At 37.0% G+C, this 22935-nt stretch carries 22 protein-coding genes; 12 read left to right on the forward strand and 10 right to left on the reverse strand.

Translation table 11 applies throughout. The features are described from left to right. Positions 1 to 104 precede the first annotated feature (104 nt). On the reverse strand, positions 105 to 1268 hold the full coding sequence (locus tag OZP13_RS16670) for an iron-containing alcohol dehydrogenase (protein ID WP_281297915.1): 1164 nt from the start codon (positions 1266 to 1268) through the stop codon (positions 105 to 107). 3 nt (positions 1269 to 1271) lie between these two features. Then, on the reverse strand, positions 1272 to 2042 hold the full coding sequence (locus OZP13_RS16675; protein WP_281297916.1) for a type 1 glutamine amidotransferase domain-containing protein: 771 nt from the start codon (positions 2040 to 2042) through the stop codon (positions 1272 to 1274). Positions 2043 to 2128: 86 nt separating this feature from the next. Here OZP13_RS16675 and OZP13_RS16680 point away from each other — a divergent pair, with 86 nt between their 5' ends. Then, positions 2129 to 3025 (forward strand): LysR family transcriptional regulator, encoded by an 897-nt coding sequence (locus tag OZP13_RS16680; protein WP_281297917.1) that lies wholly within the window; start codon positions 2129 to 2131, stop codon positions 3023 to 3025. Here the strand turns inward: OZP13_RS16680 and nadD are convergent, their stop codons facing one another. From nadD to OZP13_RS16705, 5 genes are all read right to left on the reverse strand, one after another. Next, positions 3026 to 3607, reverse strand: coding sequence for a nicotinate (nicotinamide) nucleotide adenylyltransferase (gene nadD, locus OZP13_RS16685; RefSeq protein ID WP_281297918.1), 582 nt, complete (start codon positions 3605 to 3607; stop codon positions 3026 to 3028). Positions 3608 to 3671: 64 nt separating this feature from the next. Further along, a complete protein-coding gene (gmk, locus tag OZP13_RS16690) occupies positions 3672 to 4241 on the reverse strand; it encodes a guanylate kinase (RefSeq protein WP_281297919.1) in 570 nt (189 codons plus the stop codon). A gap of 64 nt (positions 4242 to 4305) precedes the next feature. Beyond that, positions 4306 to 5166: a YicC/YloC family endoribonuclease gene (locus OZP13_RS16695; RefSeq protein ID WP_281297920.1), complete on the reverse strand. Its 861-nt coding sequence runs from the start codon at positions 5164 to 5166 to the stop codon at positions 4306 to 4308. A 92-nt stretch (positions 5167 to 5258) separates the two neighbouring features. Further along, positions 5259 to 6158, reverse strand: coding sequence for a DMT family transporter (locus OZP13_RS16700; RefSeq protein WP_281297921.1), 900 nt, complete (start codon positions 6156 to 6158; stop codon positions 5259 to 5261). After that, on the reverse strand, positions 6151 to 6507 hold the full coding sequence (locus OZP13_RS16705) for an arsenate reductase family protein (RefSeq protein WP_281297922.1): 357 nt from the start codon (positions 6505 to 6507) through the stop codon (positions 6151 to 6153). Before OZP13_RS16705 ends, OZP13_RS16700 begins: the two co-directional genes overlap by 8 nt. A 95-nt stretch (positions 6508 to 6602) precedes the next feature. Here OZP13_RS16705 and OZP13_RS16710 point away from each other — a divergent pair, with 95 nt between their 5' ends. Further along, on the forward strand, positions 6603 to 7058 hold the full coding sequence (locus OZP13_RS16710; RefSeq protein ID WP_281297923.1) for a DinB family protein: 456 nt from the start codon (positions 6603 to 6605) through the stop codon (positions 7056 to 7058). A gap of 82 nt (positions 7059 to 7140) precedes the next feature. Here the strand turns inward: OZP13_RS16710 and OZP13_RS16715 are convergent, their stop codons facing one another. After that, complete coding sequence (locus OZP13_RS16715; RefSeq protein WP_281297924.1) at positions 7141 to 7944, reverse strand: THC0290_0291 family protein; 804 nt, start codon at positions 7942 to 7944, stop codon at positions 7141 to 7143. A 245-nt stretch (positions 7945 to 8189) separates the two neighbouring features. Between OZP13_RS16715 and gdhA the strand changes: the two genes are divergently transcribed. The 10 genes from gdhA (at position 8190) to OZP13_RS16765 (ending at position 20922) form a co-directional block, all read left to right on the forward strand. Next, positions 8190 to 9533 (forward strand): NADP-specific glutamate dehydrogenase, encoded by a 1344-nt coding sequence (gene gdhA / locus OZP13_RS16720; protein WP_281297925.1) that lies wholly within the window; start codon positions 8190 to 8192, stop codon positions 9531 to 9533. Positions 9534 to 9671: 138 nt separating this feature from the next. Next, positions 9672 to 11966: a type IX secretion system anionic LPS delivery protein PorZ gene (gene porZ / locus OZP13_RS16725; protein ID WP_281297926.1), complete on the forward strand. Its 2295-nt coding sequence runs from the start codon at positions 9672 to 9674 to the stop codon at positions 11964 to 11966. After that, positions 11967 to 13523 carry an NAD(P)/FAD-dependent oxidoreductase gene (locus tag OZP13_RS16730; RefSeq protein WP_281297927.1) on the forward strand — a complete coding sequence of 519 codons (1557 nt, stop codon included), beginning with the start codon at positions 11967 to 11969 and terminating at the stop codon, positions 13521 to 13523. It begins immediately after the preceding gene. 5 nt (positions 13524 to 13528) lie between these two features. Then, positions 13529 to 14818, forward strand: a complete 1290-nt coding sequence (locus OZP13_RS16735; protein ID WP_281297928.1) for a hypothetical protein — start codon at positions 13529 to 13531, stop codon at positions 14816 to 14818. Continuing rightward, on the forward strand, positions 14812 to 15525 hold the full coding sequence (gene recO, locus OZP13_RS16740; RefSeq protein WP_281297929.1) for a DNA repair protein RecO: 714 nt from the start codon (positions 14812 to 14814) through the stop codon (positions 15523 to 15525). Before OZP13_RS16735 ends, recO begins: the two co-directional genes overlap by 7 nt. A 106-nt stretch (positions 15526 to 15631) precedes the next feature. Next, positions 15632 to 16096 (forward strand): hypothetical protein, encoded by a 465-nt coding sequence (locus OZP13_RS16745; RefSeq protein WP_269241272.1) that lies wholly within the window; start codon positions 15632 to 15634, stop codon positions 16094 to 16096. Beyond that, positions 16086 to 16292: a helix-turn-helix transcriptional regulator gene (locus OZP13_RS16750; RefSeq protein WP_269241273.1), complete on the forward strand. Its 207-nt coding sequence runs from the start codon at positions 16086 to 16088 to the stop codon at positions 16290 to 16292. Before OZP13_RS16745 ends, OZP13_RS16750 begins: the two co-directional genes overlap by 11 nt. 146 nt (positions 16293 to 16438) lie before the next feature. Continuing rightward, complete coding sequence (ileS, locus tag OZP13_RS16755; RefSeq protein ID WP_281297930.1) at positions 16439 to 19840, forward strand: isoleucine--tRNA ligase; 3402 nt, start codon at positions 16439 to 16441, stop codon at positions 19838 to 19840. A gap of 7 nt (positions 19841 to 19847) precedes the next feature. Then, positions 19848 to 20228, forward strand: a complete 381-nt coding sequence (locus OZP13_RS16760; protein WP_281297931.1) for a TraR/DksA family transcriptional regulator — start codon at positions 19848 to 19850, stop codon at positions 20226 to 20228. An 85-nt stretch (positions 20229 to 20313) separates the two neighbouring features. Continuing rightward, positions 20314 to 20922 carry a lipoprotein signal peptidase gene (locus OZP13_RS16765; protein WP_281297932.1) on the forward strand — a complete coding sequence of 203 codons (609 nt, stop codon included), beginning with the start codon at positions 20314 to 20316 and terminating at the stop codon, positions 20920 to 20922. A gap of 171 nt (positions 20923 to 21093) precedes the next feature. Here OZP13_RS16765 and OZP13_RS16770 read toward each other — a convergent pair whose 3' ends face one another. Both OZP13_RS16770 and OZP13_RS16775 read right to left on the reverse strand, forming a co-directional pair. Continuing rightward, positions 21094 to 21657 carry a 5-formyltetrahydrofolate cyclo-ligase gene (locus OZP13_RS16770; RefSeq protein ID WP_281297933.1) on the reverse strand — a complete coding sequence of 188 codons (564 nt, stop codon included), beginning with the start codon at positions 21655 to 21657 and terminating at the stop codon, positions 21094 to 21096. Further along, the gene (locus OZP13_RS16775) at positions 21650 to 22888 is read right to left on the reverse strand and encodes an aminotransferase class I/II-fold pyridoxal phosphate-dependent enzyme (RefSeq protein WP_281297934.1); all 1239 of its coding nucleotides are present in this window, start codon (positions 22886 to 22888) and stop codon (positions 21650 to 21652) included. Before OZP13_RS16775 ends, OZP13_RS16770 begins: the two co-directional genes overlap by 8 nt. Positions 22889 to 22935: the final 47 nt, after the last annotated feature.

The raw sequence follows: 22935 nt of genomic DNA on the forward strand, positions 1-22935 counted from the left end.
CAATTTGTTTTTTACAAATTTCAGGAGGATTGAATTAGTTAGTTTTGTTTTAGTATTTTGAGAAAGGCGGTCTTAAAGGAGTTTAGGAACGCCTTTTTTATTTGCTAATAACTCATTTCTACAATTGATTTTACTTTCTCCAAAGTAATATTTTGTTTTTCTCCCATTGCGATCCAACCTCTTTCTTCAAAACGGTTGACAATGAAATCAGCAGTTTTTTCGAAGTCTTTTGCACATTCGGACAACTTGGTTTGCATTCCCATTGTGTGAAAGAATTCAACAGTTTTGTTGATGGCTTCAAGGGCAATTTCATCTTCTGTTCCGGTTAAATTAAAAATGCGTTTTCCGTATTGTGCCAATTTTCCCTTTTTGGTTTCGAACATTACTCGGTACAAGTTAGGTCCAATGATGGCCAAGGTTCGGGCGTGGTCGATTCCATATAGTGCGGTCAATTCGTGTCCAATCATGTGCGTTGCCCAATCCGAAGGAACTCCTTTTTGGATCAATCCGTTCAAGGCCATTGTGCAGCTCCACATGAAATTGGAAGCCAAGGCATAATCCGTTGGGTTTTCGACCACGTTTGGTCCCACTTGAATCAAGGTTTGCAGGATGCTTTCGGCAATTCGATCTTGAAGGTAACCATCGTGAGGATAGGTTAAATATTGTTCCAAAACGTGGGTGTAAGCATCGACAACGCCATTTTGCAATTGTCTTTTTGGCAAGGAAGCAATCACGCTTGGATCACAAATCGAAAATTTTGGAAACAGGGCGCTTCCGCCAAGTGTCAATTTTTCTTGTGTTGCCGCAATGGTTACCACGGCACCCGAATTCATTTCGGAACCTGTGGCAGGCAAGGTCAAAACACTTCCAAAAGGAACAACTTTCGAGACATCTTTAAACAAAATGCGTTTTTGCAGAATTTCGATTGGATCTCCGTCATAATGAACGGCTGCCGAAAGAAATTTCACGCCATCAATCACGCTTCCTCCACCAACGGCAAGGATAAAATCGATGTTTTGCTCTTTGATTACAGCAACGGCTTTCATCAAGGTTTCAAAATGCGGATTGGGTTCAATGCCACCAAATTCAACGATTTCAAAACCCGACAATGCGGTTTTTACTTGAACGTAAATTCCGTTTTTGAAGATGCTTCCGCCTCCGTAAGCCAGCAGGATTTTGGAACCGAATGGAACCAAAACCGATAATTTTTCTATCTGGCCTTTGCCAAATACCAGATTCGTGGGATTGTATAATTCGAAATTAAGCATCGTTTATTTTTTAGCGTTTAATTGTAGTAATAATTTTTCGGCTACCAGTTTAGACGAAGCCGGATTTTGTCCCGTAATTAACAAGCCATCTTCAACTGCATACGGATGCCAATCGTCTGTTTTGCTGAAAATAGCTCCGTTTTGTTGCAAAACATCTTCCAATAGAAAAGGAACAATTTTGGTCAAGCCAACCGCTTCTTCTTCGGTATTGGCAAAGCCAGTAACTTTTTTTCCTTTCACTAAATATTCGCCATTAATTTTTACGTTTTTAAGAACTCCAGGAGCGTGACATACGAAAGCAATTGGTTTTTTGTGTGTGTAAAATGATTCAATAAGTTTTGCTGAATTGGCGTCTTCGGCCAAATCCCAAAGTGGTCCGTGTCCTCCTGGATAAAAAACGGCATCGTAATCAGCTTGATTCACTTCGGATAATTTTTTGGTGTTTTTTAGTTTTTCCAATAAAACGGTATCCGCATCAAATCTCTTGGTGTCTTCCGTCGCTGATGATGGATCGGCACTTTTTGGGTCAATTGGAGGTTGTCCTCCTAGTGGCGTGGCGATGTCAATTTGCACTCCTTCATCTGCCAATGCATAATAAGGTGCCGCTAATTCTTCTGTCCAAAATCCTGTTTTTTCTCCCGTGTTGCCCAGTTTATCGTGACTGGTGACAACAAATAATACTTTTTTCATAATTTTTTTATTTTGTTTTTGTGCAGTTGCGGTGATACAACTTGCTGTTAAAGCTATAATGGCAAATAAGGCTGTTTTCTTCATAATTGATTTTGTTTCTGCAAATTTAGGGCGAATGTGTTATCAGTAAAAATAATTTAAATTATGTTTGTGATAAATATATTTATAACATGGTCAATCTCGAATGGTACAGAACCTTTAAATCGGTTTACAAAAACGGGAACTTTTCTCTAGCAGCCAAAGAATTGTTTATCAGTCAGCCGGCCGTAAGTCAGCAAATAGGAATGTTGGAAGCGCATGTTGGGTACAAACTTTTCAATAGAAAGTCCAAAGGTGTGGAGCCAACAGAATACGCTAAGTTACTCAATAATTTAATCATTGAAGCCTTGGATCGATTGGAAAATGTGGAAAATGGTTTTCGTGCCAAAGCCTTCAATGCCAATAGGTTGATTTCGGTGGGAATTTCTAAACATCTGATGAGCAGTTTGGGAAGCGTGCTGCTTTCAAGGTATGAATTTATCGATTTTGCATTCCATGAAAATGACCAACTTTTTGAATTGGTTGACTCCAAAAAACTCGATTTTGCGATTGTAACCAAACGATATGACACTTTTGACACCATTCAAAAAAAATTGGGTGAAATCAAGCAAATCATCGTCGGGTCAAATGGGATTGATGCTTCGGAATTAAAAACTGGCATCAAAAATAAAGATTTTACGACAATTGAAAATTGGTTAAACAACCAAAAATGGTTCAGTCACGATTCGGGAATTCCGCACATCAAGTTGTTTTGGTTGCACGTTTTTAATAAAAAAAGACCGTCGATGGTTCCCAATTATATCATTCCGTCCGAATATGAAATGCTGGAATTACTTTCGAAAAACACCGGAGTTGCGGTAGTTTGGAATATCAATGCAAGGGATTTATTGGTTGAAAACAGATTACAATTGTTGTGGGATTCCAATCAAATGCCTAGTACCGAAGTTTTTTTGTTGTCCGGAAAAAAGGAAAACATAACTACAATTTTCGAAAATATTGAAGCAGAGTTGAAAAAGGTGTTGGAGTGATTATTTCTTGTATAGGTTGTTGTGGTCAATGTATTCCCAAACTTTTTCAGGCAAAAGCGGCTGTACGTTCTTCTTGTTTTTGATGTTTTCTCGAATGAAGGTCGATGAAATTTCCACAATTGGCGCATCAATAACATGAATCTTGGGATTGTTTTTGTAAATCGAATTTTCGAGTTCCGAAGAAATGCGCGGATACACATAAATCTCGTGGTTTTGCAAAATGACTTCGTGGTTTTTCCATTTGTGCAGCGATTTTAAATTGTCCTCGCCCATAATCAACGAAAACTCGTGTTGTGGATGTTTATCCTGCAAATGTGCCAAAGTATTCACGGTATAATTGGGCTGTGGCAACTTGAACTCAATATCCGAAGGCTTGATTTTTGGGTAATCTTCGGTGGCCAAAAACACCAATTGCAGTCTCTGGTAATCGTCCAGTAAAGTCTGTTTGTTTTTTAACGGATTGTGCGGCGTCACAATCATCCAAATTTGATCCAAACCTGAATATTCGGCAAAGTGGTTGGCAACAATCATGTGCCCAATATGAATGGGGTTGAATGTTCCGAAATAGAGACCGATTTTCATTTTTTTAGGCATTAGGCATTAGGCATTAGGCAAGTTTTTTAACTTTTGCCTAATCACTTTTTCCTTATTTCACAAAATCCTTCACCAATTGATACGCTTCTTCCAGTGCAATATCCAAATCATAATTTTTGATGACAACGTCAAATTGCGGAGCTGTCGCCAATTCTACGTGGGCTTTGGCAATGCGCATATTGATTTTTTCTTCGCTTTCGGTGGAACGTTCCTTGAGTCTTCTTTTGAGTTCGTCCACGCTTGGTGGTTTCACGAAAACGGCCAAGGTTTCTTCGGGGAATTTATGTTTGATTCGCAATCCACCAGCAACGTCAATGTCAAAAATCACGTTTTTTCCTTTGGCCCAAATGCGTTCGACTTCACTTTTTAAAGTGCCGTAGAAATTATCTCTGTAAACTTCTTCCCATTCCACAAAATCTTCGTTTTTGATGTGGGTTTTAAAATCAGCAAGAGACATGAAGTAATAATCTTTTCCGTTTACTTCTTCGCCACGGGCTTCACGGGTTGCCGCCGAAATCGAAAACTCCAAATTCAAGTCTTCTTTTCCCAATAAATGCCTAACGATGGTGGTTTTCCCTGAACCCGATGGCGCCGAAAACACTATTAATTTTCCTTTTTTCATTCGTATTATATTTAGGTAGAGACGCGATTAATCGCGTCTCTACTTTGTCATCAATTAATTGTGTTTACAACACATTCAAAACCTGTTCCTTGATTTTTTCCAATTCGTCCTTCATCATCACGACTAATTTTTGCATTTGTGCGTGATTCGATTTCGAACCCATAGTGTTGATTTCACGTCCCATTTCTTGGGTGATGAAACCCAGTTTTCTACCGTTGGCTTCCGTTCCGTTGATGGTTTCCAAGAAATAATCCAGGTGATTCGTCAAACGCACTTTTTCTTCGGTGATGTCTAATTTTTCGAGATAATAAATCAATTCTTGCTCAAAACGGTTTTCGTCCACATTTACTTTTAATTCTGAAATCGCAGTTTGCAAACGGTCTTTTATGGCCTGAACACGTTCTGGATCAAGAGCCAAAGCGTCGTTCATGTATTGACGGATGTTTCCAATGCGCAACTGGAATTCTTTTTCCAAGGAAGCACCTTCGTCTTTTCGGAAATTTCCAATATAATCCAAGGCTTCCAAAATCACTTTTTGGATTTCAGCCCAATCATTTCCGTCGATTTCTTCTCTTTCGGTTTTTAAAGTGTCCGGCATTCTGATGGCCATTTTCATTAATTCGGTTTCATCGGCATCAGGATACACTTCGCGCAATTGATTGATGTAGGCTTTCACGATGGGCACATTCACTTTCGTGGAAGTTTGCTCGGCGGTACTTTCGATAAAAATCGAGAAATCTACTTTCCCTCTTTCGAGTTTCAAGGCGATTTGGTTGCGTAAACCCAGTTCCATTTCGCGGTAAGACGAAGGCATTCGAACGCTTAAATCCAAACCTTTGCTGTTCAGGGATTTTACTTCTACCGTTATTTTTTTGGTTGGCAATTGCAAGCTTGCTTTGCCGAATCCAGTCATTGATTGTATCATATTATTTTCTAAAAGAGTTCAAAGATAAGAAAAAAGTTTTCAGTGGTCAGTCGCAGTTTTCAGTTTGGTAAGGAGGCTGGACATTGCAAATATTAACCTTTCTTCTGCGTAACTAAATATACGCCCGTAAATATTAAAATTGCCGAAACGATTTTCACCAAGGTCAGCTCGTCTTTTCCCAGGCTAATCGCAAAAACGGTGGCAAAAACGGGTTGTAAATAGACGAAAACAGCGACAGTTGTTGGTTTCAATTCTCGCATCGAAAGCAAATTCAGCATATAGGTTCCGAAGGTCGAAAAAACCACCACGAATCCTATTTTCCAATAAATGTCCATTGGCATCGAAGTCCAATCAACGGCTTGAAATTGGTTCCAGCCAAAAGGTAAAACCATTATGAAACCTATTAAATAAATCCATTTGGCAAAATTGAAAGGGTTGTATTTATCCATCAATTTCTTGACGATGACCAAGTACAATCCGTATGAAGTGGCATTGATGAAAACCAGAAAGTTACCCAAAGTCGGATTAGTGGCATTTCCCGAAGATTTCCCGTAGAGGATCAAAAAGGCGGTGCCAATTAGCCCCAAAACAATCCCGAAAACCATTCGTTTCTGCATTCGTTCCTTGAGGATTATGGCCGAAAGAACGAGTACAATTATTGGCGTGGAAACCATAAGCACCGATGCGGAAATAGGCGAAGTAAGGCTCAATCCCTTGAAGAAGGCAAGCATGTTTAAGGCCACGCCAAAAAAGGCTGCCCAGAAGATTCGAAGATAATCGGCACGGTCAATTTTCTCGTCACGAACGTCTTTTGAAATTCTGCTAAAAAGCCAAACCAACCAAAAAAGAATCGCGGAACCACCCACGCGCATGATGATAAATCCGTAAGCCTGGACATAATTGGGCATCACGTCTTTGGCAATCGTAAAAGTCATTCCGTATATGATGGAAACGATTGTGGCGGCAATGAGGGCAAGCGTTCTTTTAGACATTCGAGAGTGCTTTCATTACTTGAAGCATGTTTTGCTGGCTGTTGCCAATGTAAATTTTGCCGTCAATAATAAAAACGGGACGACTCAAAAAGGTGTAATGTTCCAGAATGTATTTTTTGAAATCGGCTTCGGTCAAGGATTTATTCTTTAAATCCATCGATTTGTAGAGTTGTGCTTTTTTGCTGAAAAGGGCTTCGTAGCTTCCGGAAAGTCGGTGCATTTCTTCCAATTCTTCCACAGTAATCGGGTCTTGTTTGATGTCGTGAAAGCTCAAGTTATGGTTTTGTGGCAACGATTTGATTATTTTTCGACAGGTATCGCAGGAAGCGAGATAGTATATTTTGTTCATAATGGTAAGGACAATTTCTTTGTGCAAAGAAAATCCATTTGAAACGGAAAATGATTATTTTTATCGAAAATTTGAAAAACAATAAATAGCAAGACATGAACCAAACACTCAACGTGAATACCACAAGCAGAAACATGATTTCCAAAATTCTGGAGAACCACACTTTGGAACAACTCAACAAAATTCCCGAAGGATTCAGCAATAATTTAATTTGGAATATTGCCCACGTTGTCGTGACACAACAATTGTTGGTTTACAAATTGTCGGGATTGCCCATGATGGTTTCTGACGAAATGATCGAAAAATATAAAAAAGGAACCAAGCCAGAACATGATGCCACTCAAGCAGAAGTGGACGAAATAAAGTCCCTATTGTTCTCGACCATCGAAAAAACCAAGGAAGATTATGCCAATGGAATTTTTAAAAACTATACTGAATATCCCACTTCAACTGGTTTTGTCCTGACAAGTGCCGAGGGAGCCATGAATTTCAACAATTTTCACGAAGGACTTCACATTGGAGTGATGTTTAGTATTCGAAAACTGGTTTAAGAAATTCCGTCTCATAACAAAAATCCCAATGCTGAAATTAGTTGAAGCATTGGGATTTTTTATTTTGTGCAAGTTGTTTCTACTATTGCAGGTAGTAAATGTAACCCACATTAAGCCATACTAGATAGTCGTTTGCTTTGTTTTCTTTGTAAATGTCCGGATTTGGATTCAAGCCGTCCACCCAGTCAGAAAAATAATATTGCAATCTTAAATCGACCATCAAATCAGATAAAGGAGATAGTTTATATCGGGTTCCCACGCTGGAAACCACAGACCAAACAGAGCCTGTTTCGGTAGAAAACCCATAAGCCCTACCTTCTGAAGGGGTTAGGTATTTAGGGAAAGTGGTCAATGGTGTTCCCAAAGCTCCCATAGTTGATGTTGCTTCCGTATTGTAAAAACTGAATTGCCCGCCAAGACTTATGAATGGCGCCCAACTTCCGATTGTTGAGCTAAACTTTCGAATGCTCCAAGGAAAAAATTCGAGTTGCATTCCGATATTGGTCACTGCAGTGTTTCCGTCCATAGCTTTTAATTGTTCCTTCCCAAATGAGGGTTTTCCTTCCACCCATTCACCGATATGATCTAAATCAGTAACATTGTAGGATAATTCACTTCTTAATTTGAAATGGTCATTAAAATAAGTTTCGGGTGTATAACAATTACATTCAGCTGTATAGGAGAAATTCAGATAGTGAATTAAACCAATTCCATAGCCAGTGTTGCCTGCATTTGTTGTTAAATCATGTCTTTTTCCATAATCGGACTGAAACGCTACGGGGCCTGCAATGACACCAATTTCATGAGAAAATCCAAATTGGGCTTGAACTAAATTTGAATACCCAAAAAAAAGAATACAGAATGCTATAATAGATTTTGGAGTCATTATAATAGTTACTTTTTTACAAATATATAAAAACATCAATCATTACGAATATTATCCAAACAAAATATAAAGGTTTTTGTATTTTTACAAACAATACTAAAGGTTTTAAATTAAATTTTTCCAGCATTTATAAAAAGAATGAAACGGCTGGAAGAAATCGGAAAATTACCAATAAATAATCCGATATAATGTATATTTGTACAACTAACGAAAACGTTTTCTGAAACGTTAATAATCTTAAAATCATGTCACAAAGCATTTCTAGTTTTATTGAATCCGTTGCAAATAAAAATCCAAATGAACCTGAGTTTATGCAAGCGGTTAAAGAGGTTGCTGAAACAGTAATTCCTTTTATTGAAGAAAATAAAAAATACCAAAACAAGATGCTTTTGGAAAGAATGGTGGAGTCAGATCGAATCATCATTTTTCGAGTAGTTTGGATTGACGACAAAGGCGATACACAAGTAAACCGAGGGTATCGAGTCCAAATGAATTCGGCAATTGGACCTTATAAAGGAGGAATTCGTTTTCATCCAACAGTAAATTTGAGCATTTTAAAATTTTTGGCTTTCGAACAAACTTTCAAAAATAGCTTGACAACATTGCCAATGGGTGGTGGAAAAGGCGGAGCTGATTTTGATCCAAAAGGAAAATCCGACAATGAAGTAATGCGTTTTTGTCAAGCATTTATGACCGAATTGTCCAAACATATTGGGGCTGACACGGATGTTCCTGCCGGAGATATTGGAGTTGGAGGAAGAGAAGTGGGCTATATGTTTGGTCAATATAAAAGACTTCGAAATGAATTTACCGGAGTCTTGACCGGAAAAGGAATTTCTTTTGGAGGATCTTTAATCAGGCCTGAAGCGACTGGTTACGGCAATGTGTATTTTGCACAAAGTATGTTGGCCACAAGAGGCGAAAGTATTTCAGGAAAAACAATTGTTGTTTCCGGTTCAGGAAACGTGGCACAATATGCAGTAGAAAAAGCAACCCAATTGGGAGGAAAAGTAGTTACAATGTCTGATTCTGCCGGTTATATATATGATTCTGCTGGAATCGATGCCGAAAAATTGGCTTATATAATGGAGATTAAAAATGAGCTAAGAGGCAGAATTAGTGATTATGTTACCAAATATCCTGATGCAAAATATGTAGCAGGCAAACGCCCTTGGGAAGTGAAATGTGAAGTGGCGCTACCTTGTGCCACACAAAATGAACTAAACGAGGAAGAAGCAAAAATGCTTATTGCCAATGGTTGCATCTGTGTTGGCGAAGGAGCAAACATGCCTACCACACCTGAAGCGGTAATCGTGTTTCAAAATTCAAAAATATTGTTCTCTCCCGGAAAGGCTTCAAATGCCGGAGGAGTTGCCACTTCAGGACTCGAAATGTCGCAAAATTCTTTGAGATTAAATTGGTCGTCCGAAGAAGTTGACGAAAGATTAAAAGGGATAATGCTCAACATTCATGCATCATGTGTAAAATACGGAACAGATTCAACAGGCTATATTGATTATGTAAAAGGAGCCAATATCGCAGGATTTGTGAAAGTAGCCGATGCCATGCTGGCTCAAGGCGTGGTTTAGCTCTTTTTTTTGAATAAATATAAATGCCTTCTTCCAATCCGAGATTTCCGGATTGGACGGAAGGCATTCTTTTTGGATAAAACAAAATTCCATTACTTTCGTTTGTATTATATTTGTGGACCAATATTTATGAAAATAATGAAAAAAAGGTTTTTTTGTTGCGTGCTTTTGATTACTATGCAAATGGGTTTTGCACAAAACAATTTGTTGTGGCAGGGCTATTTTTCCTATAATGAAATTAAGGATGTGTCCGAATCTTCAAGCACAATTTTTGCCGCTTCCGAAAATGCCTTGTTTTCTAAAAACACGACTACAAGCCAGCTTAAAACCACCAACACCATCGATGGACTTTCTGGAGAAACCATTACCTCTTTGTATCACAGTGCAACATCCAACAAAACGCTCGTTGGTTATAAAAATGGGTTAATGATCGTGATAAATGAAGCCGATGGCAGTATGTTGAACATCGTTGACATCATCAACAAACAACTTCCATCCAACATAAAAAAAATCAATCATTTCATGGAATATGATGAGATCGTTTATGTTTCCTGTGATTTTGGAATCGTTCAATTCAATCTGGCTACCATGTTGTTTGGCGACACCTATTTTATTGGAAACAATGGAGTCGAAATAAGTGTCACGCAAACCGCCGTGTTTAATGGTTACATTTATGCAGCTACAATTGACGGTATTAGAAGGGCGGATATTACCAGCAATAACCTGATCGATTTTAACCAGTGGACACAAACAGCTACAGGAAGTTGGTCAAGTATTGAGGCTTTTGGCGCAGAGCTTATTGCCATCAACACTTCTGGCTATATTCATAAATACAATTCAAGTTCCAATTCGTTTACGGGTTATTTACAACTTCCGTCCGCTTCAGTCGACATGCGAAAAACAACCAATTATCTTGTTATTACAACGGCTGGCAGCGTTTATTTTTACAACAACCAAATGGCGCTTGTTCGTCAAATAAACAGCAACCAGATTTCTGGAAGCAACGTTGCTTTTACATGTGCCACGGCCATTGACGATGTTGTTTATATAGGTACAAAAGAAAACGGATTGCTCAATACGACGATATCTGTTGCTTCGACTTTTGAAAACAATACACCAAGTGGCCCATCTAGGAACAATATTTTCTCCCTTCAAACTACATCGGATGTGCTTTGGGCAGTATATGGAGATTATTCGGGAACTTATAATCCATATCCATTAGACAGTTATGGAATAAGTAAATTAAATGCTTCCGGATGGTTGAATATTCCTTATGAAAAAGTGTTGGGTGCAAAATCAATATCCAGAATTACCGTGAATCCGAATAAAGAAAACGAAGTTTATGCCAGTTCTTTTTTTTCGGGATTGATAAAAATTGTGGATGATGAACCCAAAATCTTGTACAATCAAACCAATAGTGCACTAGAGTCGCTGGTATTGAGCCCTCCAAATCCGAGTTATGTTGATATTAGAATAAATGGTGCTGCTTTCGATAAATTCGGAAATCTTTGGCTAAATAACAGTCTTGTTCAAAAAGGCTTAAAAGTATTTAAGGCTGATGGACAATGGCAAAGTTTTTCGTTGGACGGCATTTTGAAAAAAAGTAGTGATACAAATATGGGGCGAATGCTAATCGACAAAAACAACACCAAATGGTGGTGTACCACCACGGATGGTTTGATAAGTTATAACGAATCAACGAATAAATTTAAAAAAATAACGATGGATTCCGACAAAGGAAATTTGCCAATTACTGATGTCAGGTCAATTGCAGTGGATAATAGGAATCAACTTTGGATAGGAACCATCCGAGGATTGAGAGTTTTGTCCAATATAAATAGTTTCCTGACGGAAGATCAAATGACAACCAATCCCATAATTATCTTAGAGGATAATGTTGCCCAAGAATTAATGTATGAGCAATTTATTACAGACATTGTTGTCGATGGAGCCAATAACAAATGGATTGGGACGGCTGATTCCGGCATATTTTTAGTATCTCCAAACGGACAGGAAACAAAATATCATTTTACGACAAATAATTCTCCATTGCCAAGTAATACCATAAACGACATTGATATCAATAGTGCAACAGGCGAAGTTTTTATTGCTACAGCCAAAGGAATGGTTTCTTTCAAAGGAACAGCAACCAAAGCCAACGAAGATTTGAATAACGTATATGTTTATCCAAATCCTGTGCGACCAGAATATGAAGGAACCGTAAAAATCGCCGGATTATTAGACAAGGCCACCGTAAAAATAACCGATATCGAAGGCAATCTCGTTTACGAAACCACTTCCGAAGGAGGAACAATAGAATGGGACACAACCGCTTTTGGAAAACACAAAGTAGCTTCGGGTGTATATATGGTTTTTATTTCGGCTCAAGACGGAATAGAGACTAAGGTAAAAAAAGTAATGATTATTAGATAAATGTCAAAAAACAGAAAACAAACAGCTGCGATAATTGGGGGCGGCCCAGCTGGATTAACTGCCGCTTATGAGTTTGTAAAACATTCCGATATTGTACCTATTGTTATTGAAATGAGTGAGTTTTGGGGAGGAATTTCCAGAACCGAAAATCATAATGGAAACCGAATAGACATTGGCGGACACCGTTTTTTTTCAAAATCAGAAATTGTTATGGATTGGTGGCAAGAAATTCTACCCATATATTCTGAAGAAAGTTCGGTTAACATTGCTTATCAAAACCAGTCCAAAAAAATCGAAATCGAAAATAAAAATAATGTTGCTAATAAGGACAACATTTTACTAGTTAGAAAAAGAAAATCCAGAATTTTTTTCAACAAGAAATTTTTTGATTATCCAATAAGTTTGTCCTTTCAAACCATATTAAATCTTGGTTTTTTCAATACTTTTTTAATAGGGTTGAGTTATGCTAAAGCAGTATTTTTCCCCATTAAAAAGCAAATTTCATTAGAACATTTTTTTATCAATAGGTTTGGCAACAGATTGTATAAAACATTTTTCAAAGATTATACCGAAAAAGTCTGGGGAGTTCCTTGTTCTGAAATTAGTTCGGAATGGGGAGCACAACGAATAAAAGGCTTGTCAATTACTAAAACACTAACCAATGCGGTCAAAAATATTTTTAAAAAAAGCAAAAGTGATTTAAGCCAAAAAAACACTGAAACTTCTTTGATAGAATATTTTTTGTATCCAAAATTTGGGCCTGGGCAAATGTGGGAAACCGTTGCCGAAAAAGCACAAAAGGAAGGAGCAATTTTAATGCAAAACAGCAAAATAATTGCCATAAATATTCAAAACAATAAAGTCAATAGTGTAATTCTAGAAAACAGGTTGACCAAAGAAATAGAAACCATAGTTTGTGATTACTGTATTTCTACGATGCCAATACAAGAATTAATAAAAGGTTTGAGTTGTACTGTTCCTGCAAAAGTAAAAGAAGTAGCAAGCGGCTTGATGTATCGAGATTTTGTTACCGTTGGCTTGCTTTTAGATAAAATCAATTTTAAACTGGAGGATAATTGGATCTATATTCAAGAATCTTATGTAAAAGTTGGAAGACTTCAAGTATTCAATAATTGGAGTCCATTTATGGTAAATGACGAAAATAAATTTTGGATTGGTTTAGAGTATTTTTGTAATGAAACCGATGAAATTTGGCGTTATTCTGAAATCGAAATGATACAATTTGCTAGCGAGGAAATGATGAAATTAGGCTTCATTAATTCGGTTGAAAATGTTTTGGATGCCAAAGTGATTAAAGTTCCTAAAACCTATCCAGCCTATTTTGGCAGTTATTCGGAGTTCAATCAAATCCGAAACTTCACAGATTCTATCGATAATCTTTTCTTGGTAGGAAGAAACGGAATGCACAAATATAATAATCAGGATCATTCTATGCTTACAGCGATGCAAGCCGTTCAAAACATAATAAACAACCATACCGATAAATCTAATATTTGGTCTATAAACACGGAAGAGGAATATCACGAACAAAAATAAAACCAATGCTATTTTCAAAAAATGATTTTACTAAATGCGAAAAAAGATTATTTCTAATAATTGGTGTTTTGTATTTGTTGTTTTTTATGGCAAGAATGATTTCAAACATTTATTTTTTGACTGATTCTTACGAATATTTTGAAGTTGCAAAAGCCATTCGGGATTTCACTTATTTTGAATCTTCAAATCACCCAGAATTATTTACAAGAAGGCCTTTTTTATATCCTTTATTCTTGTCTTTTTTTGTTGATTTCAGTCCAATATTTATTGTTGTTATTCAAACTGTTTTGGGTCTTTTCAATACATTTATATTGTTTAAAATAATAAAACAGTATAAGGTCCAGCTCAATAACAGTCTTTTAATCTTGTTTTTATTTACGCCATCAATATTTATTTATTCTCAACTTATAATGTCCGAATGGCTAGTAATGTTGTTTCTAACAATGTTGTTTTGGCTGCTATTGCAAAAATGGGACAAAAATAATTTTGCCTATATTCAAATAATCACGGTTTTATTAGCCTTTACAAAACCCATTTTTTATCCATTTATCTATGTAAACCTTGTATTCTTTTTGGTTTATATGATAAAAAAAAGAGTGTTTAGCTTTTGGCTCTTTTTACCAATAATTTGTCTGCAATTGTATTTGAATTATAATAAAAACACAACAGGATATAAACATTTCTCGTCAATAGAAAACGCTAATTTAATAGACTATAATTTATATTATTTTAAGTCTTCAACCCAGTCCAAAGAAAAGGCGGAGTTGTGGTTGGACTCCGTTTATAATGACAAAAAATATGTTGGGAAAAGTTTTAAAGAACAAAACATTTACCTCAAACAAATTGCAACCAACGAAATAAAGAAAAACTTTTTTCAATACTCCTTTTATCATTTTTATACCGCAATCAGGGGGATAGTCGATCCCGGAAGGTTTGATTTAATGACCTTTTTTGAAAAAGAAACTGGAAGGCAAGGTTTTTTGGAAATATTAAACAATGACAAGCCTATTTGGGATGCATTCAAAAATAAATTTGTGATTGTTTATTTGTTTTTAATTCCAGTTTTTTTGGCAAACTGTATCAAATGGTTTTATTTTTTAAAATATTTATTTTTCAATAAATTGACCTTCAAAGGTTATTATTTCATCATACTATTTGGCTATTATATATTGGTTTCTGGGCCTGTAAATTGTTCCCGATATATGATGCCTTTTCAAGGAATATTGATAGTTTTTGCTGTTTTAGGGATGTTATCCAAGTCGAAAAATCTAAATCAAAAAACCTCAAATTGTTAGTCAAAACCAAAGCCATCGTCATTTCTTCTCTCAAATACCAAGAGAAAAGCTTGATTGTGAAATGTTTTACGCAATCACACGGTTTGAAAACCTACTTTGTGCGTGACGCCTTTTCTTCCCGAAAATCAAACCAAAAAATCGCCTATTTCCAACCGCTGACCATTCTCGAAATCGAAGCACTCCATAAAAACAAAGGCACTTTGGAGAACTTCAAGGAAATCAAAATTGCTACTCCTTTTCAATCCATACATTCCGATATTTTCAAGAGCACGATGGTGATGTTTATTTCCGAAATCCTCCACCATTCCATTCACGAAGAAGAGAAAAACGAACACCTTTTTGCCTTCTTGGAAACCGCTTTGTTCTGGCTCGACAATCACGATGAAACGGCTAATTTCCATTTGATTCTAATGCTTGAAATAACAAAATATCTCGGTTTTTATCCCGACATTTCCGAAATGGATTTTCCTTTTTTTGATGCTAACGAAGGTGTTTTTACTCCATTTCACGGTCTTGGTTCACTCACGGAACATGAAACCAATCTCTTCAAAAAACTCATCAATCTAAAATTCGACAACGATCAAAAAACCTTCCACGTCATCGAAAGGCAAATCCTCTTGAAAATCCTGATTGATTACTACACTTTTCATCTAGACGGTTTCCGAAAACCAAAATCTTTGGAGGTTTTAAAGGAAATTTTTTCTTGAAATAAAAATTTCAGAAATGTAATTTTGTATTTAAAAGTAAAGTATATTTGTCTTTTAATCAATTATACTTTCCTTTATGGAAAGTATACTTTAACTAAATAATTTTATGGAACTAAAAGCTAAGCAAGAAGGGGATATTGAAAAAATCAATAAAATTACGGGGTATCAACTTCCGAATAAATTTAAAATTGTTGGTTTGATTTTATGGATTTTATCCATTTTATTAATTATTTCTTCTGTTAAGATTTATTTTGTTGACATAAAGTACCGGGATTTATTTGAAAGAATGGCACTGACAGGTTCGGTTTTAGGATTACTTATGATTTCAATTTCTAAAGAAAAAATTGAAGATGAGTTAATGGCAAAAATTCGCGCGCAATCCTATAATTATGCCGTTATTGGAACAGTATTGTTTTATTTAGCATTTCCCTTCGTTGTCTTGATTATAGAATCAATTTTTTCATCAATGCCAAAAATAGAAGGCAGTAAGGATGTTTCTGTCTTAGGAGTTATGCTTATGATGCAAATTCTTACTTTTAGGAAGTTAAAAAAAGCATATAATGAAGAATAGAATAAAAATAGAACGTGCCATTTTAAATGTAACTCAAGAGGAACTTGCGGAGAAAATAGGCGTTTCTCGACAAACAATAAATTCAATTGAAACCAATCGTTTTGTGCCATCAACAGTTTTGGCACTAAAATTATCAAGGTTGTTTGGAAAATCAGTTAATGATTTTTTCGAATTGGATGATGATGATGAAAAGTAGTTGCCGAATATTTCTAAATTTATTTATTTTTTTATAAATTCCTATTTGCGCCTTCGAGCCTTTGCGGCAAACAAAAACTCATCACTAATAACACATAATTCATAACTATTTCTTACTTTCGCACCGCGATTAAAGAAAAGGATAAAATGAGCATAAAATTTACTGAATACAAAGGACTTAACTTGCCTACAGTTGCATCTGAAGTACTTGATTTTTGGAAAAAAGAAAACATATTCGAGAAGAGTGTAACCACTCGTGAAGGCAACCCGCCATTCGTGTTTTTTGAAGGACCACCTTCGGCCAATGGACTGCCGGGGATTCACCACGTGATGGCACGTGCGATTAAAGATATATTTTGCCGTTATAAAACCCAAAAAGGATTCCAAGTGAAGCGTAAAGCAGGCTGGGATACTCACGGTTTGCCTGTGGAGTTAGGTACCGAAGCCTCATTGGGAATTACCAAAGAAGACATCGGAAAAACAATTTCCGTAGCCGAATACAACGAAGCCTGTAAAAAAACCGTGATGCGTTACACCGACGTGTGGAACGATTTGACCGAAAAAATGGGCTATTGGGTCGATATGGAAGATCCATACGTGACCTACAAATCCAAGTATATGGAAACCGTTTGGTGGATTTTGAAACAAATCTACAACAAGGATTTGATGTACAAAGGCTACACCATTCAGCCCTATTCGCCAAAAGCGGGAACTGGATTGTCTTCACACGAAGTGAACCAACCGGGAAGTTACCGTGATGTAACCGACACGACGATAATTGCCCAATTCAAAGCATTGAACGAAACTTTGCCTTCATTTCTTCAGGGATTTGGAGATATTCATATTTTGGCCTGGACGACGACTCCTTGGACTTTGCCTTCAAATACAGCATTGACTGTTGGTCCAAAAATCGATTATGTTTTAGTTGAGACGTTCAATCAATATACTTTTAGACCTGTCAAAGTAATTTTGGCTAAAAACTTGGTTGGAAAACAATTTTCGAAAGGATTTTTCGCAAGTACTGAAGCTTCGGATTTTGAAAATTTCAAAGAGGGCGACAAGAAAATCCCATACCAAATCTTGACCGAATGCAAAGGAGCCGATTTAGTTGGAATTCGTTACGAACAATTGATGCCATTGGCATTACCATATCAAAATCCAGAAAATGCTTTCCGAGTAATTTCAGGAGATTTCGTGACGACTGAAGACGGAACAGGAATTGTACACACTGCGCCAACTTTTGGTGCTGATGATGCGAAAGTAGCGAAAGAAGCTACTCCAGAAGTTCCGCCAATGTTGGTTTTAGACGAAAACGGAACTCCGGTTCCATTGGTAAATTTACAAGGAAAATTCATCGACGGTTTAGGAAATTATTCCGGAAAATACGTTAAAAACGAATATTATACCGAAGGCGATGCTCCTGAACGTTCTGCCGATGTAGAAATTGCCATTCAGTTAAAAGAAGAAAATAAAGCTTTCAAAGTAGAAAAATACGTGCATAGTTATCCACATTGCTGGAGAACCGACACGCCAATTTTATATTATCCATTAGATTCTTGGTTTATCAAAATCACGGAAGTTAGGGATAGAATGTTCGAATTGAACGAAACCATCAACTGGAAGCCAAAAGCAACCGGAGAAGGGCGTTTCGGAAATTGGCTGAAAAACGCCAACGACTGGAACTTGTCACGTTCTCGTTTTTGGGGAATTCCATTGCCAATTTGGAGAAACGAAGAAGGAACAGAAGAAATCCTGATTGGTTCAGTTGAAGAATTATACAACGAAATCGAAAAATCTATTGCTGCAGGTTTCCAAAAAGAAAACCCTTTCAAAGGTTTTGAAATTGGGAATATGGACGAAGCAAATTATGATTTGGTTGACTTGCACAAAAATGTGGTCGACGAAATCACTTTGGTTTCTGCTTCCGGAAAACCGATGAAACGCGAATCCGATTTGATTGACGTTTGGTTTGATTCGGGTTCAATGCCTTATGCACAATGGCATTATCCTTTTGAAAACAAAGATAAAATTGACGAAAACAAAGATTTCCCTGCTGATTTCATTGCTGAAGGTGTCGATCAAACTCGTGGTTGGTTCTATACTTTGCACGCTATCGCCACTTTGGTTTTTGATAAAGTAGCTTATAAAAACGTAGTTTCAAACGGTTTGGTTTTGGACAAAAACGGACAAAAAATGTCCAAACGTCTAGGAAATGCCGCTGATCCATTCGATACATTGAATGGATATGGGCCTGATGCCACACGTTGGTACATGATTTCGAATGCGAATCCGTGGGACAATTTGAAGTTTGACTTGGAAGGAATTGCCGAGGTTCGTCGTAAATTCTTCGGAACATTATACAACACTTATTCTTTCTTTGCGTTGTATGCTAATCTCGATAATTTCAGCTATGCCGAAGCCGAAGTTCCAATGAACGAAAGGCCTGAAATCGACCGTTGGATTATTTCAGAATTGAATACTTTGGCAAAAGTGGTTGATGAGGCTTACGCCGATTATGAACCAACAAAAGCGGCTCGCGCGATTTCAGAATTTGTCGGTGAAAACTTGAGTAATTGGTACGTTCGTTTGTGCCGTCGTCGTTTCTGGAAAGGCGAATATGCACAAGACAAAATTGCGGCTTATCAAACTTTATATACTTGTTTATTGACCATCAGTAAACTAGGTGCGCCAATCGCTCCGTTCTTTATGGACAAGCTTTACAGAGACTTAACATTGGCAACACAATCGGAAAAATTTGACTCTGTACATTTGGCGGAATTTCCAAAATATGTTGGAAACTTTGTTGATAAATTGTTGGAGAGCAAAATGCAGAAAGCACAGACGATTTCGTCGCTGGTTTTATCGCTTCGAAAAAAGGAGATGATTAAGGTGCGTCAACCACTGCAAAAGGTAATGATTCCAGTGCTTGACGAGAATCAACGTCTTGAAATCGAGGCTGTTTCCGATCTCATAAAAGCAGAAGTTAACGTGAAGGAAATCGTACTTTTGGACGATGCTTCGGGAATTTTGGTAAAACAAATTAAACCCAATTTCAAAGCACTTGGACCGCGTTTTGGAAAAGATATAGTGCTGATTTCCAATGAAATACAGTGTTTTTCTCAAGAACAAATTAACCAATTGGACAAGGAAGGAAGCATAACTATTGTTATTGCAGGAAATAGTATAACTTTATCCTTAGAAGATGTGGAGATTTCTTCTCAAGATATCGAGGGCTGGCTGGTTGCTAACTCAAACGGAATAACGGTTGCGCTGGATATTACCATTTCTGGGGAATTAAAAGAGGAAGGTATTGCAAGAGAATTGGTGAACAGAATTCAAAACATAAGAAAAGATTCTGGTTTTGAGGTTACTGACAAAATTAAAGTACATTTGCAAAAAAATTCCGAATTGGAAAATGCCGTAAAGGCAAACGAGGCTTACATTAAATCAGAAACGTTAACGGAAACATTACTATTTGAAGATATCATAATTGACGGGATTGAAATAGAATTCGACGAGATAAAAACAAAAATATCAATTACAAAATAACGAGAAAATGACAGATGAAATTGCAAGATACTCAGACGCTGACTTAGCCGAGTTCAAGGAATTAATACTTAAAAAAATACAAAAAGCACAAGCAGATTTAGATTTGATAAAAAGTGCTTATATGAACGATTTAAATAACGGAACTGACGATACTTCGCCTACATTCAAAGCATTTGAAGAAGGTAGCGAAACAATGTCGAAAGAAGCGAACTCACAGTTGGCCATCCGTCAGGAGAAGTTCATCCGTGATTTGAAAAACGCGCTTTTCCGTGTGGAAAACAAAACTTATGGCGTTTGTAAAGTGACCGGAAAATTAATCGGAAAAGAAAGACTAATGATTGTGCCTCACGCCACAATGAGCATTGAAGCAAAAAACATGCAACGATAATCCATTAGCCACAAAGCAATTAACGCTCCTGTTGGAGCGTTTTTTTTAGAAACAACACTACTTTTGCCGCATTAAAATTTATAAAATGAATTTACGAAAAGCTTATTTGATAGTTTTCCTCATCTTATTGGTTGACCAAATTTCTAAAATATACATCAAAACCAATTTTGTTTATGGCGAAATCGGACAAATTGACGTTACCAGTTGGTTCAAAATCCTGTTGATTGAAAACGAAGGGATGGCATGGGGAACCGTGATTCCAGGGGTTTACGGAAAATTGTTTCTTACCGTTTTTCGTTTGGTTGCTGTAACGGGAATTGGATATTGGCTTTGGGATTCTGTCGAAAGAAAACACAGTTCAAACTATCTTATTGTGGCTATTTCGCTGATTCTTGCAGGAGCTTTTGGAAACATTATCGATTCTGTTTTTTACGGCGTGATTTTCGATGACAGCTACGGTCATTTGGCTACATTGTTCACGGACAAACCTTATGGAACCTGGTTTCATGGCAGAGTCGTTGATATGTTGTATTTTCCTTTATTCGAAGGAAACTGGCCAGAATGGATGCCGGTTATAGGCGGACAACATTTTAAATTCTTTAATGCGATTTTCAACATTGCCGATATGGCGATTTCTACAGGTGTTGGAATTTTGATAGTTTTCAATAAGAAGGCGTTTCATCACGAGCATTAAAACAGGCAAACTGCATTCGAAAACACAAAAAAAGAACCATTAAGGCATTTAAGAAATTAAGTTTTGTACTATTCTTAATTTCTTAAATGCCTTAATGGTTTAAAACTTAATAGTCAATCTAAAAAACCAAGACAATCAGTAATCTAATTCCTGATTTACAAACATTTTGACTTAAAACTCATAAACTTCATTCGGAGTCACGCAATAATCCAGCTTCACGTCATTTTCAAAAACATCTTCTATAATTTCCTCGGCTTCAAAGAAGGAAAGCCCAATTTTGATGGTTTCGGGTTTGCAGTCGGTCAAGAATTTATCATAAAATCCTTTGCCGTAACCCGCTCTATGTCCAGTTTTGTCAAATGCCAAAAGCGGCACAAAAACTACGTCGATTTTGTTGGATGGAACTTCCAGACCATCGACAGGCTCGGGAATGTTGTATTCATTTTTCTTGATTTTGGTGTTGTCCGTCAAAAGGAAATGGGTCATTTCCCTAGTTTCAAAATCACTTTTCGAGATAATAATTTCTTTGTCTTTTCCGGAAAGCAAATGCAGGATAAACTCGGTGTTGACTTCCTTATGTTCCGTAATGGGAAGGAAAATATGGAAATAGGTTTTCTCCCAAACGGCAAGCAACAACACTTTATTGGCAATAGCCAAACTCATTTCTTCCACATCATTTTCGGAAAGTTGGTTTCGCAAGGCTTTGTATTTTGCCCGTAATTCTTTTTTAAGCATGAATCGTGGCTTTTAATTCGTTTATAAAGGCGGTCAAATGTTGCACTTCAACGTGATCCATAAGAACAACTTTGTACCATTTATTATTTTTATTGTGTTGTTCGGGCACCAAATTAAATTTCTCGGCGATTTCCTCCGGAATATATTGTGAATGAATGGTAACGATATTCATGAAAGGTTCCCTGAAATATTGGATATTGAGTTGGTCTAATTCGTGGCACAAAAACTGGGTGCGCATTTGTAAAACGCTCACTTTTTCGAACCAGCCATAAGGGCCATAAGTGTATAAAATCATCCAAACCGCCACGGCATTCGCACCGGAACGGCTTCCGCAAAGGGTTAAATCCATTCCTTCGACATATTCGGCTTCCTTGGTCAAAACATTTTCGATGAGTCCTTTTCTACAAATAAAAACACCTGTTCCATAAGGCGATTGCAGCATTTTGTGAGCATCGATTGTGATGGAGCTTATCTTTGGATTGTTGAAATTAATGGTAGATTTCTGGTTGCTGAAAGGGTAAACAAAGCCGCCGTAAGCACCGTCAATGTGTAGTTTATACTCGACTTCGTGTTTTTCTAAAATCGTGGTATAATCTTCGGGATTGTCAACAGAACCAAACATGGTTGTTCCCATATTCGAAACCACGATAAAATATTTTTTTTCGTTTTGTTTGGCTTCCATTATTTTCTGTTCCAACGCCACTTTGTCGATTTCTCTATTTTCGAAATAAACCGGGATTTTGATTAAATCCAGCATCAAAACATTGGCTCCTTTCGGGATGGAATAATGGGTGTCTTCGGACGCCAAGATGGCTATTTCGTCCAGCTTCGCCTTCTTTTGGTACATAAAAAAATTGCGATACATCCAGAGAGCTTGAATGTTGGCTTCGGTTCCGCCGGGAGAAATATAGCCGTCAAATGAATTGGGTTGGGCTTTGAAAATATCTACCGAAAGAACGTTTAAAACCTCGCGTTCGATTTCCTGAGTTCCCTTGAACGCTTTCTCGGAAGTTCCCAAAGTGTGGCAACCAATATGATTGGGATTGGCCACATAGGTTTGCAATGTTGGCGCATCTTTCAGAAAAGGAGCATCGTCATAAAAAACCTTCCCGTCCAGTTTTGAAGCGGGATAACCAAGCGAAGCATCTTTGGAAAAATTCACGTTTTCTTCCAATGCTCTTTGAATTCTGTTTTTCCGTTCTTCTTGCGAAAGTTTCTTCCAGTATATCATGACTAAAATGTTTTAAACAAAGATAATTTTAATAATCTTCATAGATG

This window comes from Flavobacterium limnophilum, assembly GCF_027111315.2.
Lineage (GTDB): Bacteria > Bacteroidota > Bacteroidia > Flavobacteriales > Flavobacteriaceae > Flavobacterium > Flavobacterium limnophilum.

Bases quoted from the DNA above. Each gene is read 5' to 3' on its own strand.
- OZP13_RS16670 (WP_281297915.1), bottom strand. From the start codon at position 1,268: ATGCTTAATTTCGAATTATACAATCCCACGAATCTGGTATTTGGCAAA.
- OZP13_RS16675 (WP_281297916.1), bottom strand. From the start codon at position 2,042: ATGAAGAAAACAGCCTTATTTGCCATTATAGCTTTAACAGCAAGTTGT.
- OZP13_RS16680 (WP_281297917.1), top strand. From the start codon at position 2,129: ATGGTCAATCTCGAATGGTACAGAACCTTTAAATCGGTTTACAAAAAC.
- nadD (WP_281297918.1), bottom strand. From the start codon at position 3,607: ATGAAAATCGGTCTCTATTTCGGAACATTCAACCCCATTCATATTGGG.
- gmk (WP_281297919.1), bottom strand. From the start codon at position 4,241: ATGAAAAAAGGAAAATTAATAGTGTTTTCGGCGCCATCGGGTTCAGGG.
- OZP13_RS16695 (WP_281297920.1), bottom strand. From the start codon at position 5,166: ATGATACAATCAATGACTGGATTCGGCAAAGCAAGCTTGCAATTGCCA.
- OZP13_RS16700 (WP_281297921.1), bottom strand. From the start codon at position 6,158: ATGTCTAAAAGAACGCTTGCCCTCATTGCCGCCACAATCGTTTCCATC.
- OZP13_RS16705 (WP_281297922.1), bottom strand. From the start codon at position 6,507: ATGAACAAAATATACTATCTCGCTTCCTGCGATACCTGTCGAAAAATA.
- OZP13_RS16710 (WP_281297923.1), top strand. From the start codon at position 6,603: ATGAACCAAACACTCAACGTGAATACCACAAGCAGAAACATGATTTCC.
- OZP13_RS16715 (WP_281297924.1), bottom strand. From the start codon at position 7,944: ATGACTCCAAAATCTATTATAGCATTCTGTATTCTTTTTTTTGGGTAT.
- gdhA (WP_281297925.1), top strand. From the start codon at position 8,190: ATGTCACAAAGCATTTCTAGTTTTATTGAATCCGTTGCAAATAAAAAT.
- porZ (WP_281297926.1), top strand. From the start codon at position 9,672: ATGAAAAAAAGGTTTTTTTGTTGCGTGCTTTTGATTACTATGCAAATG.
- OZP13_RS16730 (WP_281297927.1), top strand. From the start codon at position 11,967: ATGTCAAAAAACAGAAAACAAACAGCTGCGATAATTGGGGGCGGCCCA.
- OZP13_RS16735 (WP_281297928.1), top strand. From the start codon at position 13,529: ATGCTATTTTCAAAAAATGATTTTACTAAATGCGAAAAAAGATTATTT.
- OZP13_RS16745 (WP_269241272.1), top strand. From the start codon at position 15,632: ATGGAACTAAAAGCTAAGCAAGAAGGGGATATTGAAAAAATCAATAAA.
- OZP13_RS16750 (WP_269241273.1), top strand. From the start codon at position 16,086: ATGAAGAATAGAATAAAAATAGAACGTGCCATTTTAAATGTAACTCAA.
- ileS (WP_281297930.1), top strand. From the start codon at position 16,439: ATGAGCATAAAATTTACTGAATACAAAGGACTTAACTTGCCTACAGTT.
- OZP13_RS16760 (WP_281297931.1), top strand. From the start codon at position 19,848: ATGACAGATGAAATTGCAAGATACTCAGACGCTGACTTAGCCGAGTTC.
- OZP13_RS16765 (WP_281297932.1), top strand. From the start codon at position 20,314: ATGAATTTACGAAAAGCTTATTTGATAGTTTTCCTCATCTTATTGGTT.
- OZP13_RS16770 (WP_281297933.1), bottom strand. From the start codon at position 21,657: ATGCTTAAAAAAGAATTACGGGCAAAATACAAAGCCTTGCGAAACCAA.
- OZP13_RS16775 (WP_281297934.1), bottom strand. From the start codon at position 22,888: ATGATATACTGGAAGAAACTTTCGCAAGAAGAACGGAAAAACAGAATT.